This is a genomic window from Pseudomonas sp. PDM15 (assembly GCF_014851565.1).
In the GTDB taxonomy this organism is placed as follows: Bacteria; Pseudomonadota; Gammaproteobacteria; order Pseudomonadales; family Pseudomonadaceae; genus Aquipseudomonas.
In genome coordinates this window covers 534,640-550,303 of the sequence record NZ_JACVAA010000004.1, presented here as the reverse complement: position 1 = coordinate 550,303, position 15,664 = coordinate 534,640, and the positions used below count along the sequence as shown (strand labels likewise).

The following is a 15,664-nucleotide window of genomic DNA, read 5'->3' as shown; positions in this document are numbered from 1 at the left end:
ATGCAATCCAAGCAAGGCCTGGCCGCCAGCAAGGCCGCGGTGCTGCAGAACGTCCATGGCACCATGGAGTTCCTGCGCAAGTACCCGCCGTTCAACCAGATGGACAGCGCCCAGCTGGCCTACCTGGTGGAGCACTGCCAGCTGCGCTTCTATGCCGCCGGCGAGAGCATCATCAAGCCCGGCGATGGCCCGGTGCAGCACTTCTACATCGTCAAGCAGGGCCAGGTGGTCGGCGAACGCCCACACTCGGCCAAGCGCGGCAGCGAGACCACCTTCGAGATCGCCAGTGGCGAGTGCTTTCCCCTGGCCGCCCTGCTCGGCGAGCGCGCCACCCGCACCGAACACCTGGCCGGCGAGGATACCTTCTGCCTGCTGCTGGCCAAGGACGCCTTCGTGCGCCTGTTCGCCCAGTCCGCGCCGTTCCGCGACTTCGCCCTGCGCGGCGTCTCCAGCCTGCTCGATCAGGTCAACCAGCAGGTGCAGTTGCGCGCCGCCGAGAACCTCGCCGCGCAGTACTCGCTGGATACTCCGCTGCGCGAGCTGGCGCCGCAGCAGCCGGTGGCCTGCAGCGCCGGCACGCCGTTGCGCGAGGCGGTGCGGCGCATGCACGAGCAGCATGTCGGCAGCATGGTGGTGATCGACGCAGAACATCGGCCGCAGGGCATCTTCACCCTGCGCGACCTGCGCCGGGTGGTGGCCGACGGTGAATCGCTGGAGCAGCCGATCAGCGCGCTGATGACCCAGCGCCCGTTCCATCTGTCGCCCGACGCCAGCGCCTTCGACGCCGCCCTGGCGATGACCGAACGGCACATCGCCCACGTCTGCCTGGTGGAAGACGGCCGCCTGGTCGGCGTGGTGTCCGAGCGCGACCTGTTTTCCCTGCAGCGCGTCGACCTGGTCCATCTCGCCCGCACCATCCGCCACGCCGGGCGCATCGAGACCCTGGTGGCACTGCGCGGCGACATCCGCCTGCTGGTCGAGCGCATGCTCGCCCACGGCGCCAGCTCCACCCAGATCACCCAGCTGGTGACCCTGCTCAACGACCACACCGTGTGCCGGGTGATCGAGCTGGTGCTGGAGGAAATGGGCGACCCCGGCGTGCCGTTCAGCTGGCTGTGCTTCGGCAGCGAGGGCCGCCGCGAGCAGACCCTGCACACCGACCAGGACAACGGCATCCTCTTCGAGGCCCGGGACGCCGCCGAGGCCGAGCGCATTCGCCAACTCCTGCTGCCGCGCGCCCGGCGCATCAACCAGTTGCTCGCCGAGTGCGGCTTCAGCCTGTGCCGCGGCAACATCATGGCCGGCAACCCGCAGCTGTGCCTGTCGCGCCAGGAATGGACACGGCGCTTCTCCACCTTCATCCGCGAGGCCACGCCGGAGAGCCTGCTGGGCTCGAGCATCTACTTCGACCTGCGGGTGGTCTGGGGCTCCGAACAGGGCTGCCGACAGCTCAGCCAGCACCTGCTCGCCGAGATCGCCGACAACAGCCTGTTCCAGCGCCAGCTGGCGGCCAACGCCCTGCGCCATCGCCCGCCGCTGGGACGCTTCCGCGACTTCGTGGTGGCCCGCAAGGGCGCCGAGAAGGACACCCTCGACCTCAAGGAAGAAGGCCTGACACCCTTCGTCGATGGCGCCCGCCTGCTGGCCCTGGCCCATGGCATCGGCGAGAGCAGCACCCTGCGCCGCTTCGCCGAGCTGGTACGGCAGCGGGTGATCGATGCCCAGGACGGCGCGGCCTATGAGGAGGCCTACCACCTGATCCAGCAGATGCGCCTGCAACTGCACCAGCAGCAGGCGGCCCAGGGCCTGGGCTTTTCCAACCGCCTCGACCCGGACAGCCTCAACCACCTGGATCGGCGCATCCTGCGCGAGTCCTTCCGCCAGGCCCAACGCCTGCAGGCCAGCCTCGCGCTGCGTTACCAGCTATGAAGAAGATGCTCGAATGGCTGCGTCAGAGCAGCAGCCCCGTCGTCGACCCACGCAGCCTGCGCCTGCCCGCACCGGCGGCGCTGGACGAGCGCCCGCTGGCCAGACAGCGCCTGGTGGTGGTGGACCTGGAGACCAGCGGCCTCAACCTGCAGCGCGATCACCTGCTGGCGATCGGCGCGGTGGTGATCGAAGACGGCGCCATCGACCTGTCCCAGCAGTTCGAGTGCACCCTGCGCCAGGCCGATCACCGCGCCGGGCCCAGCACCCTGATCCACGGTATCGCGCCCAGTGCGGTCGCCGCCGGTCGCGAGCCGGACGAGGCGCTGCTGGAGTTCATGCACTTCGTCGACGACAGCCCGCTGCTGGCCTTCCACGCCCCCTTCGACCAGCACATGCTCGAACGCGCCCTGCGCGAACAGCTCGGCTATCGCCTGCACCATCCCTTCCTCGACGCCGCCGTACTGGCTCCGCTGCTCTGCCCGGAGGCACCGCCCTACCGCGGCCTGGACGAGTGGCTGGAGCACTTCCAGCTGCAGGCCAGCGAGCGCCACCACGCCAGCGCCGACGCCCTGGCCACTGCCGAACTGGCGCTGATCCTGTTCAGCAAGGCCCGCCGCCAGGGCCTGGACAGCCTGGCCGAACTGCAGCGCAAGGCCCAGGCCTGGCGCCGCCGACAGCTGGCACCCTCGCTGTGAGTCGATAGAGCAAGGCAATATCAGTTGTAAAACATTCTCGATTCAAAGCCGCCGCGGCCTCCACTAGAATGCGAGCCCGTTCCCCGCTTCGAACCACCACCATGCGCTCCACCACCATCCGCCGCTGGTCCGTCATCCACACCTGGACCAGCCTGATCAGCACCCTGTTCCTGTTCCTGCTGGCGCTCACCGGCCTGCCGCTTATCTTCCATCACGAGATCGAGCACCTGCTGGGCGAGGCACCGGAGCTGCGCGAGATGGCGCCGGACGCACCGCGTCTGGATCTGCAGCAGATCGTCGAGGCTGGCGAGCGCCATCGCCCCGGCGAGGTGGTGCAGTACCTCGGCTGGGAAGACGACGAACCCAACGGCGTGGTGACCATCATGGCCGCCACCGCCGGCACCGAGCCCAACTCCTCGCACACCTTCATGCTCGATGCGCGCACTGGCGAGGCGGTAGAGATGCCGGCGGCCAACGGCGGCTTCATGATGCTGATGCTGCGCCTGCACGTGGACATGTTCGCCGGCCTGCCCGGCAAGCTGCTGCTGGCCTTTATGGGCATTCTCTTCGTGGTGGCGATCATCTCCGGCGTGGTGCTCTATTCGCCGTTTATGCGCCGGCTGGACTTCGGCACCGTGCGCCAGCACAAGTCCACACGCCTGCGCTGGCTCGACCTGCACAACCTGATCGGCATCGTCACCCTGGTCTGGGCCCTGACCGTGGGCGTCACCGGAGTGATCAGCGCCTGCGCCGACCTGCTGATCAGCGCCTGGCGCAACGACACCCTGACCGCCATGGTCGCGCCCTATCGCGATGCCCCACCGCTCACCGAGCGCGCCCCGGCCACGCGCCTGCTGGACATCGCCCGGCAGGCGGCACCCGGCATGCAGCCGGACTTCATCGCCTTCCCCGGCACGCGCTTCTCCAGCGAGCACCACTACTCGGTGTTCATGAAGGGCAGCACGCACCTGACCTCGCACCTGTGGACGCCGGTACTGATCGACGCCAAGACCCTGCAGGTCACCGCCGTCGCCAGCCGCCCCTGGTACATGGACGCCCTGGCCATGTCGCAGCCGCTGCACTTCGGCGACTACGGCGGCCGGCCGATGCAGATCCTCTGGGCGGTACTCGACGTGCTGACGATCATCGTCCTCGGCAGCGGCCTGTACCTCTGGTGGGTGCGCCGCCGCGCGCCGCGCGCAGCCCTGCGTGACGAGGTGGCGGCATGAAACGCTGGCGCCAATCGACCTTCGCCATCCCCACGCTGATCGGCGTGCTCAGCGCCGCCGGCCTGTTCGCCGCGCTGCTCGGCGACGGCCCGTGGGACGCCCTGGCCTGGCTCGGCCTGGGTCTGCCGGCCGCGCTCGGTGTCTGGCCGCTGCTGCGCCGCTGAAAAACACTGGCGAAAGCGCAACGCCAGCCTAACGTGAAAGAAGGCAGAGATCGGAAGCACAGGAGTGCACCGCTGTCAGTCCCTTCTCCCTCGCTGTTCTGCCGCCACCGCCGCATGCGCGGCATCGACGCCAACAGCCAGGGAGCATCACCATGCTGTTCATCACCAATCGTTTTCCCAAAGGCTCGATCAAGAGCGAGATCGACCGCCCCTTCGCCTTCGACCTGGACAACAACGCGCCGAGCAACTCGGTGTTCTTCTGCGAGCGGCAGAGCAAGAAGAAGCTGATCGAGATCGGCAGCCAGGCCTTTCTTGGCCGCCTGCAGGAGGCCAAGCAACGGCAGATCCTGCTGTACATCCACGGCTACTCCAACCTGCCCGATGACGTGTTCGCCGCCGTCGACGAATTCCAGGACCTGTGCAACCAGCGCGGCAAGGACGAGGTGCTGGTAGTGCCGGTGATCTGGCCCTGCGACAACGACAAGGGCATCGTCCAGGACTACTGGGACGACCAGAAATCCGCCGACTACAGCGCCGTGTCCCTGGCCCGCGCCCTGTGCTTCTTCCTCGCCTGGCGCAGGGATCGCGAGGAAGCCGGCCAGGCCAGCTGCCTCAAGCGCATCAACGTGCTGGCCCACTCCATGGGCAACCGCGTGCTGCGCGAAACCCTCAACGAGTGGGACCGCTACGACCTGGCCAACGGCGTGCCGATGCTGTTCCGCAACACCTTCCTGGTCGCCGCCGACATCGAGAACGAGTCGATCCACCGCGGCCAGCGCGGCGAGCTGATCTCCCACGCCTCGCGCAACGTGGTGGTGTACTACGCCTCGGACGACATGGCCCTGCGCAGCAGCAAGGCAGCCAACCTGAAGAACCGCATCGCCTCACGGCGCCTCGGCCACAGCGGGCCGGAAAACCTGGAGCTGACGCCGCAGAACGTCTACGCGGTGGACTGCGACGACATCAACACCCTGTACGACTTCCCCAAGGGCCACTCGTACTTCCGCAGCGGGCGCACCCAGGGCGTACCCGGCGTGGTGTTCGACCACCTGTTCGAGTGCCTGGTCAGTGGCCGGGTGTTCCCCCAGGACGAGTTCCGCCGCACCACCATCCTGCACGACAGCGCAGCCTGAATCGCGGCCATAAAAAAGGCCCCGGGAGTGGGGCCAAGCGCAGGGTGACAAACGCGAATCAGGTCAGCTGGGCGTGTGGGCCGCTGAGGTAGTCGAGCAGGCGGAACAGGCTGGCGCCGAGCGAGGCGCAGTGGGCACTGCCAGCCTGGATGGTGGCGGCATCCTGCACCGCCCCAGGCCGTTGCAGATCCTGCGGGCAGGCGGCGAGCAATTGTTCGATGCTCGCCGGACTGCTTTCCAGATGGCACTGCAGGGCCACGGCGCGCTCGTTCCAGACGAAGCCCTGCATCGCGCAGGCAGCCGAATGGTAGAGCGGAATGGCGCCGGCCGGCAGGCTAAAGGTCTCGCCATGCCAGTGCATGGCCATCAGCCGCTGCGGCAGCATGCGCCCGAGCGGCGACTGGCTGGCCTCGGCGTGCTGTTCGATCGGGTGCCAGCCGATTTCCGCCGTATCGGCCACGCGCACCTCGCCGCCCAGCGCCTCGGCCAGCAGCTGGCCACCGAGGCAGATGCCCAGTACCCGTTTGCCGGCTTCGAGCGCGGCGCGCAGCAGATGCTTCTCGGCCAGCAGCCAGGGATGCTCGGCCTCGTCGTGCACGCTCATCGGCCCGCCCATGACCACCAGCAGGTCGAAGTCGTCCAGCGTCGGCAGGGCATCTCCGGCGTACAGGTGATGTACTTGCGCCGGCAGATTGCGCTGGTCCAGCCACTGGCCGATCTGCGCCGGTCCCTCGAACGCAACATGCTGCAGGATGGATACACGCATCGCTTCACCTCCTCCGTCATTCACCGCACATTGAATAGGCTTCACGCCTCGTCGAGCTCCAGGTACCGGTACTGCACGCCGAGCAGGCGAATACCCTCTGGACCGCACTCGACGATGCGGCGTTGTTCCTGGCGCTGCTGCACCCGCAGGCTGAAGCCTTCGCTGCTGGGGAAGCGCTGCGCAAACTCGGCGCGTATCTCGGCCAGGCGGGCGCCGCCGACCGTCAGCTCGGCCCACAGGCAATCGTCGCGGTGTAGCTGGATCAGGTAGTCGTTCATGCGCTCAGCGCCGGCCGGGCCGGGCCCTCCAGACGGTTGCGCCAGTCTTCCAGCTGGCCGCTGGACAGGCGTCGCGCGGCGCTGTGGCGCCAGCGCTCGGACAGAGCCTCGCAGGCCAGCAACTGCTGTAGACCGCCACGCTCGAGGGGGAACTGGAAATAGCTGCGGATTGCCTGGGCCACGCTCAGGCCCGGATGGCTGCGCTGTACCAGTTCCAGCGGCTGCGTGGCGCTGACCCAGCCCGGCCGCAGCACGCGGAAGAACCAGCCACACAGGCCGTTATCCTGCATCTCCAGCGCCAGGCCCGGCAGCGCCCAGCGCTCGGCCAGGCGGTAGCAGGGCGAGCGCGGCTGGCTGACCTGCAGCAGGGCCTCGCCCCAGCGGAACATGTCGCCAATGCACACTTGGCTCTCCAGCAGGCCACGGCTGGACAGATTCTCGCCGAAGGCCGGCTGTTGCCAGTTGCGCTGCGGGTAGCGCTGACGCCACTGCGCATAGTGCTCGGACGGGTACAGGTGCAGGGCACGCTCGGGGCCACCGTGATGACGGCTGTCGCCCTGCTCGTCACCCTCCAGTCCCAGCGGGCCGAGCCATACCTCGGCAGCCACCGGCAGCTTGTTCAACGCGCTGACATAGCTACGGCCTTCATCCACGGCTTTTCCTATGAATACTCCCGCCACCTCTGCCTTGATCATTTTCTCCGCCACCCACGTCGCGGCTGTCGATGCGGCAGATGATAGGGATGTCACAGGCGAGACGACATTTCGATTTCCCAGCTTCATTGATAAGCTGAAGTTATCGATCACCGAGGAATGGCCGTGGACTTTCGCCAGCTGCGCTACTTCGTCGCCCTTTACGAGGAAGGTCATGTCGGCCGCGCGGCCGAACGCCTGAGCCTGTCGCAGCCGGCGCTGTCGCAGCAGATCCGCCAGCTGGAGCAGAACCTCGAAGTGGCGCTGTTCCAGCGCAGCGGCAAGCGCCTGCTGCCGACCCTCGCCGCCCATACTCTGTACAGCCACGCGCTGCCACTGCTCGACGGCCTGGAGCGCGCCCGCGATGCCCTGCGCGGTTTCCGCGGTCGGGCGCCGCGCAGCCTGGCCATCGGCGTGCTGCAGACGGTCAACGCCAGCCTGGTGCCGCATCTGCTGGAGAAACTGCGCGCCGCGCAGCCGCAGCTGGTGGTGCAGATCTACGAACTGTCCGGCCTGGAGATCGAGCGGCGCCTGCTCAGCGGCAGCCTGGACATCGGCATCGGCTTCCTGCCGCCACGCCAGCCCGGCCTGCACAGCCTGGAGCTGTACGAGGACGAGCTGCAGCTGGTGGTACCGCCGGAGCATGCGCTGCGCGAATTCAGGAAGGTGTCGCTGGCCCAGGCGGCGGAGCAGCCCATGCTGCTGCTCGGCGAGGAGTTCCGCGTTCGACAGATCTGGCAGGAGCAGCTGGCCCTGCTCGGCCGCCGCCCGCATGTACAGGCCGAGCTCAACCATATGAGCGGCATCCTCGACAGTCTGCCGCACTCGGCCGGCCTGGCCACCGTGCTGCCGGGCCGCGCTCGCCAGCTACATGCGAACCAGGGTTTGCTGTGGAAGCCGATCAGCGAACCGCGCGTGCCACTCAAGGTCGGCCTGGTATTCCGCGATGCGCAGCGCCAGCAGCCGACGCTGGATCTGCTGGGCAAGCTGCTGAACGAAGTGGTGAAGGGAAATGGCTAATGCGGAAAATAAAAAACCCCGCTTGCGCGGGGTTCTGCAGACTGGTTCCTGACATCCGTGATCCGTTCGCCATCCTGGCGGACAATCCCTCATTTCCCTGTTGTCGCGGTGCGCTTCCTGCGCTAAGTCCTTGAAAGCGAGATTAATCTTCCTGGTGGCATGTTGACAGCAGCCTTCGCCGGCACGCCGTGTAAGCCAAAGATTACAAAGCCGCCGAGCGGGAAGGGGTTCACAAAGTCGGTGTGACCGCTATCATCGCGCGCCTGATTGACCTGCGCCCCGCGCCACCGAGCCTGACATGAGACCGCAACTGATCGCCGCCGCGGAAATCGACCGCGTCGAAACCTGGACCAAGTACAACAAGGACATGTGCACCAGCTGCATCTCCACCTGCTGCACCATGCCGGTGGAAGTACGCATCGTCGACCTGATCCGCCTCGGCGTGGTCGACGAGTTCGAGCGCGGCGAGCCGCCGAAGAACATCGCCAAGCGGCTGCAGAAGGAGGGGCTGATCGAGCGCTTCAACCAGAAGTCCGGCATCTTCACCCTGACCCGCATGAGCAACGACGACTGCATGTATCTGGATCGCGAGACCCGCCTGTGCACCGTCTACGACAAGCGCCCGGACACCTGCCGCAACCACCCACGCATCGGTCCGCGCCCGGGCTACTGCGCCTGGCGCCCCAAGGGCTGACGCCAGGCGCGAGGCCGCGTGGTCAAGAGGGCTTGCGCGCGTTGCGCATGCGCAGCCAGACCACGCCGAGCAGCACCAGCGGTATGCCCAGGCTGAGCCACGACAGCAAGTCGTAGACCTCATCGCCGACGAGCGCCGAGAGCAGGCCGAACAGGCTCAGCACACCGAGCACCAAAGGCCAGCGGAAGATCATCCAGAGTCCGCGTCTCATGCCTTGCCCTCCACCAGCAGACCACCTGCATTCAGCTCCGCCAGACGCTTCTCGATGGGCGCCTTGCGTCGAGCCAGCCAGAGGTACAGGCCGCTGATCAGGATGATGATGGAGACGATGTCCAGCAGCGCCCAGATGATCTTCAGCGGCAGGCCACCGTAGTCACCGAAGTGCAGCGGCTGCGACACCAGCAAGGTCTTCACATACATCGGCATCTCGCGCATGTCGGTCAGCTCGCCGGTCGTGGCGTCGACCAGCGCCGGCTTGAGCAGGCGCGAGGTCAACGGCGTGTCGCCGCGCATGAACACCGCGTAATGGTGCTGGCTGCTGAAGTCGGTGCCGGGGTAGGCAACGAAGCTCGGCGCCATGCCCGGTGCAGCCGCCTGTGCGGTCTGCATGGCCTTGTGCAGCGAGCCCAGTTCGGTCAGCGGTGGCAGGTCCTTGTAGGGCGCGGTCATTTCCGCCAGCTGGCCGTTTTGCCACAGGCCGAGAATCGGGATCGCCAGGGTGTTGATCACCCCGGTGGCGCCGACCACCAGCACCCAGGCCAGGGTGACGATGCCGAGCACGTTGTGCAGGTCCAGCCACTTCAGGCGGTTGCTGCGCGCTGTGCGCACGGTGGCGAAGTCCAGCTTGCGCATGAACGGCGTGTACACCACCACGCCGGATACCAGCGAAGCCACCAGCAGCAAGCCCATGAAGCCGAGGAACAGGTAGCCGGGCAGGCCGAGGAACATGTCGGTGTGCAGGCGCAGCATCAGGTGCATGAAGCCGTCTTCCGGCGGATCCGAGGGAAACAGCTCGCCGGTGCGCGTATCGAAGTTCTGAATGTAGGCATCCAGCGGCGGAGGCTGAATGGTCGGCGCGGTGAAGATGAAGCCCAGCGGCTCCTCCGGGTCGAAGCCGACGAAGCGCACCACCTCGCCCGGGCGCACCGCCAGCGCCTCGGCGATCAGCTTGTCGTAGTCGATGCGCGGCGAGTCGGCGGTGATCTCCTTGAGCTCGGGGTGCGGCTCGAAGTAGTGCTCGATCTCCTCGTGGAAGATCAGCGGCAGGCCGGTCAGGCACAGCATCAGCAGGAAGACGGTGGAGATCAGGCTGGTCCACTTGTGGACCAGATACCAGTTACGCAGGGCTCGGGCAGTCATCTTGGGCTCTTATTGGCGTCCGAGCGACCTGCGAGGAGCGGAAGCTGGCACATGCAGCCCGCCGCCACGAAAAGCCCTGGAGGCCTTCTCGCGACGGCGAACATGCGCGCGCTCCTTCTGCTGCTGCGTGTGCGGCCCGGTAATCATTTGCGAATACTTCTCATATTATCCGCTGCCGGCCGGCCCCCACAAGCGCAACGCCTTACCAGTCCAGCGACAGACTCAGGCCGATGCCATGCAGATCGTCATCGCCGGCCTTGCGATAGTCGTAGCCGACCTGCAGGGCCAACTCCGGCGCCAGGCGCTGGCGCAGACCCAATGCGGCGCGGGTCAGGTGTTCCTCGCGCTCGACACCCTTGAGGCTGAAGTCGACGCCGGCGACGCTGTTCAGGCGCATGTCGACCTCGCTCTGCTCGTCCTCGAACTCCTTCTCCCGGGAGATTTCGCCGAACAGCTCGGCATCCTCCGCCAGTTGGAAGCGCGCCTGCAGACCGACGCCCAGGCGCCGTGAGTCACGGGTCTGGTCGTCATAGGTCAGTGCAGTGGAGCTGGCACCATCCTCGCGGTAGCCATCGACCTCGATGCGCGCCACATCGGCACTGACGAAGGGAAGCAGACTCAGGCGTGGGTCGCCGGCTTCCAGCTCGATGCCCAGGCGCCCGCCGAGGGCCAGCACCTGGCCGTCTGTATCGCCGCGCTCGGTGCGGGTGGTCTTGCCGAGGGCGAAGCGCCGCTCCAGGTCCTGGTAATCCAGATAGCCGGCGCTCAGCGTCGCGTCGCCCCACAGCAGGCCGTCGCGGTACTGGGCGAAAGCGCTGGCCAGGTAGCTGCGCAGGCCGTAGTCGGAGTCGCGCTCGCCCAACTCCAGGTCCTGCTCCTGCACATCCAGTGCCGCGCCCAGTCGCCATTGCTCGCTCAGGCGATAGCTGCCGCCCAGGCTCAGGCCCTTGCCGCTGACATCGCCGGCGGCGCCGGTGTCGCTGCCGTCCAGATCGGCACGGCGCGTGCTGCCATCGACGAAACCACGCCAGCGGCCGACCGCCTGCCAGGCGCCCGCGTCGCCCAGCCATTGCTGGCGCAGACGCTCCTGACTGCCGCGCAGGGCTGTCTCTGCGGCCTGGGGCAACAGGCTCAGCTCCCACGGCGCAGCCAGGATCGAGTAGCCCTGGTCGGCAAGGATCTGCTGCATGGCGGTGGTCGGGTGCACGATGTCGGCGTAGATCAACCGATCCGGGTCGGGCGTGGCGCTGCCGATGCCATACACCGGATTGACTGAGGCGCAGCCGGCGAAACAGGTACCGAGCAGATTCTGCGTCGGGTCGAAGCCGAATGCGGCAGCATCGCCCAGCACCTCGCGATAGAGGAGCGGCACATTGAGCGGTATGACCTCGGCGCGGACGGCGCCGAGCTGCGCCGCCAGCTCGGCATTGAACGCCTGGGCCAGCGGCACCTGGGCGGCGTTGACCACACCACCGGTGACCGGGCTGGCCACGTCCACCAGCAGCGGCACCATGAAATAGCGCCCGCCGGCCGCCTGCAGGGCACGCACGCCGGCAACCAGACGTCCGGCGGCGGCCCGCGCGCTGGCGTCGTCGACGATCAGGCCCTGGAGGAAGTCGTTGCCGCCGCCGTTGAGGTAGAACAGGGTGTCCGGGTCGATGCTCAGGCCCTGGTTGCGCAGGTTGACCAGGTAACCATCGCGCTGGCGGATCAGCGGGTCGCTGTAGTTCAGGCCCGCGCGTACCTGGGAGCCGCCGATGCCGGTGAGCGGGTCGAACACGCCGGTGATGGAGTTGTAGATCTGCTCGGTGCGGTAGCCGCCGACCGCCCAGTTGTCACCGTCGGCCTGGCCGTTGAGGGCGCGCATGACGTTGGTCGAAGCCACCTGCGGAGCCAGGCCCAGCTGCTGGTTGATCAGCATCGGCGAGGTATAGCCGTAGGCCTCGCCCGGCCCGAAGCCGGGACCCACGCGATTGGTATGACGCACCGGGTTGCTCGGGGCGCCCGCCTCGGGGCGCTGGCCGGCGTCGCTCAGGCTGTCGCCGAACACCACCATGCCGCTGTAGGCGCCGGCCTGGGCCGAGGTGGCGCTGGCCAGCAGGCAGGCGAAGGTCAGCGGAGTCAGTACTCGCTTCATGTGTCATGTCCCTTGTTCTTGTTGTGATGGGCAAGCGGCGAGGGACTGTAGGGGACGGCGAGGCGGGAGCGCACGATCGCTCCACGCATTTTCCCTCCTAAGACTGAAACGCCGCACGACGGATTACTCCATCGTGCGGCGCTCGTTCCAACGGGGGATGAAGCGGAGGCTAGAGCGGCTGGGCGCGCCTCTTGGGCGACTCCTGCTGGGCCAGGTCGCTGTCGACCGCCTTGGGCTTGATCAGACTGAAGTCGATCAGGTTTTCGGGCTGTTGCGGGTCGCCAATCAGCAACGGACGCGGCTTGAAGTCGGCACTCACCAGGCTGCGACTGCGATCGCGCTCGGCGAAGTCGAGCCCGGCCAGATCCGCCCAGGTGTGCACCAGGCTAGAGCTGCTGGCAGCCCGCCCGATGGCCTGGCTGAAATCACGCGGCTGCCGGGCCTGCCATTTCGGCGAATTCCACAGGATGAAGGGGATGGTGTACATCGGCCCGGTCGGCGCCGCCTCGTTGCGCCCCAGCACCTCTTCCTTGGGCGCGTCGAACACCGCCTCGCCGTGGTCGGAGAGGTAGAGCAGGAAGCCGTTGGGGTCGGTGGCGGAGAAGCGCTTGATCAGGCTGGAGACGACGAAGTCGTTGTACAGCACCGCATTGTCGTAGGCGTTGTAGGTCGGCAGCTGGTCATCGCTGACATGCTCCGGCGCGCCCTGACGATCGGTGAAACGTTCGTACTCGGGCGGATAGCGGTACTGATAGCTCATGTGGGTACCGAGCAGGTGGACCACGATGAACTTGCGCGGCGCATCCTCGGCCAGCACCTTGGCGAAGGGCTCGAGCACGTCACCGTCGTACTGGCGGGCGTTCTGCTCGCGGTTGTTGTTCAGGTAGAACTGCTCGTCCGCCTGCTTGGAGAAGGTGGTGAGCATGGTGTTGCGCTTGGTGATGGTCTGCTGGTTGGTGATCCAGTAGGTCTTGTAGCCGGCCTGTTTCATCACGCTGACCAGCGACGGGGTGTTCAGATAGGCATCGGGGTTGTTCTGGTCGGCGAAGGTCAGTACTTGCTGCAGCGCCTCGATGGTGTAGGGCCGCGGGGTGACCACGTTGCCGAACACCTGCAGCTGGTCGCGCAGTTTGTCCAGCTCAGGGGTGGTCTGGCGGCCGTAGCCGTACAGGCTCATGCGCTGGCGGTTGGTCGACTCGCCGATGACCAGCACCAGGGTCGCCGGCTGACCAGCATGGGCATCCACCAGGCCGGTCAGCGGGGCGATGCGCTGACGGCCCTCCAGCAGCGCCTGCATGTTGGCCAGCTGGGCACGGTACTGGCGATAGCCGACCACCAGTTGCCAGGGCGTGGCCGGCTCGATGCGCTCCTCGAAGTTTTCCAGCGCCGAACGCAGATCGTCGTGCTTGCTGAACTGGCGCAGGGCGGGGTAGCCGAGCGAGGAAAACAGCAGGAACAGCGACGCCAGCAGCGCCCCCGGCCTGGACAGATACACCGGGCGCACCTTGCGCCACAGCAGCCAGGCGCCCAGGCCGTAGGCGAGGAAGGCCGGCACCATCCACCAGGCGAAGTACTGCGCCAGGTACTCGGTGCCCTCGCTGACGTTGGACTCGAAGAGGATGAAAATGACGCTCTGCGAGAACTCCTGGCCATAGATCAGGAAGTAGCCGAAACCAGCCAGCGAGCACAGCCACAGCGGCACGCCGATCAGCGCCGCCAGCAGGCGCGCCCGCGCCGGGAACAGCACCAGCGGCACCAGCCACAGCAGGCTCAGCACCACAGACTGGCGCAGTCCGGAGAAGCCGGCGCTGTCGCTGGCGTAGATCAGTACCTGGGTGACACCCGAGAAGTACCAGAAGAACAGAAAGGCCCAGCCCAGGCCGGCCCAGTCGATGCCGCCGCGAGAAGCGTCGGCGCGTTGCGCGATTGTCATCAGAGCCCCAAAACGAAGCGGGAAATTCCCTTATGGCCGGGGAATCTGCCGGAGCGGGCGTGAAAACTTTGTCAAAAGGTCAGGAAAGCCACCGGCAGCGGTTTTACCGCCGCTGCCGGATCCTCAATCCAGATGAAAGTGCGCGGTGTTCTGCGCCAGGGCGCGACTGCCGTCGCTGAGGCGGTCGGCGACGCCGTGGACGGCCTGGGCGCCGTGCAGCAGGTCGGCGGCGGCCTGGTCGACCTGCTGGATATTGCCGCTGACTTCCTCGGCCGTGGCGGCCTGCTGCTCAACGGCGGTGGCGATCTGCGCGATCATGTCGCTGACCCGCTGCACGGCGCCGGCGATCTCGCCCAGGTGGTCGCCCAGCTCGGTGACCGAGCCGGCGTCGACTTCGGCCTGGCTGCAGGCGGTCTGCATCAGCTCTACCGATTGCAGGACCACACGCTGCAGGGCCTCGACCGTGGCGCTGATCTCGCGGGTCGACTCCTGGGTGCGCTGCGACAGCGAGCGCACCTCGTCGGCGACCACGGCGAAACCCCGGCCCTGCTCGCCGGCCCGCGCCGCCTCGATGGCGGCGTTGAGCGCCAGCAGGTTGGTCTGCTCGGCGATACCCTTGATCACATCCACCACCCGATTGATCTGCTGGGCCTGCCCGCGCAGCTCGCCCAGCGCGGCGGCGGTGTCGCCCAGGCGGGCGGTGAGCTGGCGCATGCTGGCGGTGGTCTGCTGACTGCGCTGGTTGCTCTGCTCGGCGATGTGGCGGGTCTGGGTCGCGTCCTGGGCGGCCATCTCGCAGTTCTCCGCCACGCTCTGCGCGGTGGCGGCCATCTGCGTGGCGGCGGCGGCGATCTGGCTGACCTGCTGCTGTTGCTGTTCCACCGCGCGCAGGGCCGACTGGGCCTGTTCGCTGAGGGTGATCACGGTGCCGCTGAGCTCGGCGCTCTCGCGGTTCACGCCCTGCAGCGAGCCGCGCATCTGCGCCACGGCGTCGTTCAATGCGACGCCGATCAGCGCCAGTTCGTCGTTGCCGTGCACGGTGACATGCCGACGCAGATCGCCGTCGCGCAGGGACTGGGCCAGCGCGGTGATGCGCCAGCTGCTGCTGCGGATCGACGCCTGCAGGCAGACCAGCGCGTACAGCGCTAGTGCCACCAGCACGCCGAAGGCACCGAGGGTGATGATCAGCGCGCGCAGGGCCTTGGCGCGGTACTGGCCGAGGCGGGTATCGAGCGCTTCCAAGGTGGCGCGTTGCAGCGCCTCAATATGGCCCAGGGCCGTGTCCATGCCCTGCTCGAACGCCGCCACGTCGAGCTGGATGCCGCCGTCGCCGTACATTTTCTGGTCCAGCTGCTTGAGCCAGTCGTCCAGACCGGCCAGGCTCTGGGCATAGGTTTGGTTCCAGGCCGAGAGCGACTTCGGCAGCTCGCTTTCCAGGCGTTCGCCGAGCTTGGCCAGCTGCTGGCGCGACTCGCCAGCGGCGGCACGCATTTCACGCAGCTGCAGGCGGCTCTGCAGGCTGAACTGGCCGGCGGCCACGGCGCCCTGGCCGACGCTGGCGAGCACGCCGAGGCGCTGCTGCAGGCGCGGCGAATCTTCGGTGGCCAGCTGCATCAGCAGGTAGGTTTCCAGCCA

General features: G+C 67.2%; 15 protein-coding genes and 1 pseudogene. 7 read left to right on the top strand and 9 right to left on the bottom strand.

What is annotated here, in order from left to right; translation table 11 throughout:
- From IB232_RS13970 to IB232_RS13950, 5 genes are all read left to right on the top strand, one after another.
- A complete protein-coding gene (locus IB232_RS13970; RefSeq protein ID WP_192399224.1) occupies positions 1–1,929 on the top strand; it encodes a putative nucleotidyltransferase substrate binding domain-containing protein in 1,929 nt (642 codons plus the stop codon).
- A 5-nt stretch (positions 1,930–1,934) separates the two neighbouring features.
- Positions 1,935–2,624 (top strand): PolC-type DNA polymerase III, encoded by a 690-nt coding sequence (locus tag IB232_RS13965; RefSeq protein ID WP_225592320.1) that lies wholly within the window; start codon positions 1,935–1,937, stop codon positions 2,622–2,624.
- 101 nt (positions 2,625–2,725) lie between these two features.
- The gene (locus IB232_RS13960) at positions 2,726–3,853 is read left to right on the top strand and encodes a PepSY-associated TM helix domain-containing protein (protein WP_192399222.1); all 1,128 of its coding nucleotides are present in this window, start codon (positions 2,726–2,728) and stop codon (positions 3,851–3,853) included.
- On the top strand, positions 3,850–4,017 hold the full coding sequence (locus IB232_RS13955) for a hypothetical protein (protein WP_192399221.1): 168 nt from the start codon (positions 3,850–3,852) through the stop codon (positions 4,015–4,017). The genes IB232_RS13960 and IB232_RS13955 overlap by 4 nt, the downstream gene beginning before the upstream one ends.
- A 152-nt stretch (positions 4,018–4,169) precedes the next feature.
- Complete coding sequence (locus IB232_RS13950; protein WP_192399220.1) at positions 4,170–5,150, top strand: alpha/beta hydrolase; 981 nt, start codon at positions 4,170–4,172, stop codon at positions 5,148–5,150.
- 58 nt (positions 5,151–5,208) lie between these two features.
- On the opposite strand, the gene IB232_RS13945 is transcribed toward IB232_RS13950, so the two are convergent.
- Genes IB232_RS13945 through IB232_RS13935 form a run of 3 tightly spaced genes read right to left on the bottom strand, consistent with a single transcriptional unit; the run spans position 5,209 to position 6,889 of the window.
- Positions 5,209–5,916 carry a type 1 glutamine amidotransferase gene (locus IB232_RS13945; protein WP_192399219.1) on the bottom strand — a complete coding sequence of 236 codons (708 nt, stop codon included), beginning with the start codon at positions 5,914–5,916 and terminating at the stop codon, positions 5,209–5,211.
- 41 nt (positions 5,917–5,957) lie between these two features.
- Complete coding sequence (locus tag IB232_RS13940) at positions 5,958–6,194, bottom strand: hypothetical protein (protein ID WP_192399218.1); 237 nt, start codon at positions 6,192–6,194, stop codon at positions 5,958–5,960.
- Positions 6,191–6,889: an MOSC domain-containing protein gene (locus IB232_RS13935; RefSeq protein WP_192399217.1), complete on the bottom strand. Its 699-nt coding sequence runs from the start codon at positions 6,887–6,889 to the stop codon at positions 6,191–6,193. Before IB232_RS13935 ends, IB232_RS13940 begins: the two co-directional genes overlap by 4 nt.
- A 123-nt stretch (positions 6,890–7,012) precedes the next feature.
- Between IB232_RS13935 and IB232_RS13930 the strand changes: the two genes are divergently transcribed.
- Positions 7,013–7,906: a LysR family transcriptional regulator gene (locus IB232_RS13930; protein ID WP_137973566.1), complete on the top strand. Its 894-nt coding sequence runs from the start codon at positions 7,013–7,015 to the stop codon at positions 7,904–7,906.
- 298 nt (positions 7,907–8,204) lie between these two features.
- A complete protein-coding gene (locus tag IB232_RS13925) occupies positions 8,205–8,600 on the top strand; it encodes a YkgJ family cysteine cluster protein (protein ID WP_192399216.1) in 396 nt (131 codons plus the stop codon).
- Positions 8,601–8,622: 22 nt separating this feature from the next.
- On the opposite strand, the gene IB232_RS13920 is transcribed toward IB232_RS13925, so the two are convergent.
- From IB232_RS13920 to IB232_RS23970, 6 genes and pseudogenes are all read right to left on the bottom strand, one after another.
- Complete coding sequence (locus IB232_RS13920; protein ID WP_192399215.1) at positions 8,623–8,811, bottom strand: hypothetical protein; 189 nt, start codon at positions 8,809–8,811, stop codon at positions 8,623–8,625.
- On the bottom strand, positions 8,808–9,959 hold the full coding sequence (locus tag IB232_RS13915) for a PepSY-associated TM helix domain-containing protein (protein ID WP_192399214.1): 1,152 nt from the start codon (positions 9,957–9,959) through the stop codon (positions 8,808–8,810). The genes IB232_RS13920 and IB232_RS13915 overlap by 4 nt, the downstream gene beginning before the upstream one ends.
- A 202-nt stretch (positions 9,960–10,161) precedes the next feature.
- The gene (locus IB232_RS13910; RefSeq protein WP_192399213.1) at positions 10,162–12,096 is read right to left on the bottom strand and encodes an autotransporter domain-containing SGNH/GDSL hydrolase family protein; all 1,935 of its coding nucleotides are present in this window, start codon (positions 12,094–12,096) and stop codon (positions 10,162–10,164) included.
- Positions 12,097–12,265: 169 nt separating this feature from the next.
- Positions 12,266–14,029 (bottom strand): phosphoethanolamine transferase CptA, encoded by a 1,764-nt coding sequence (gene cptA / locus IB232_RS13905; RefSeq protein ID WP_192399212.1) that lies wholly within the window; start codon positions 14,027–14,029, stop codon positions 12,266–12,268.
- Between the two features lie 123 nt (positions 14,030–14,152).
- Positions 14,153–14,860, bottom strand: a complete 708-nt coding sequence (locus IB232_RS23975) for a methyl-accepting chemotaxis protein (protein WP_412547737.1) — start codon at positions 14,858–14,860, stop codon at positions 14,153–14,155.
- Positions 14,861–15,013: 153 nt separating this feature from the next.
- Positions 15,014–15,316, bottom strand: a pseudogene (locus tag IB232_RS23970) (HAMP domain-containing protein); the annotation flags it as partial.
- Positions 15,317–15,664: the final 348 nt, after the last annotated feature.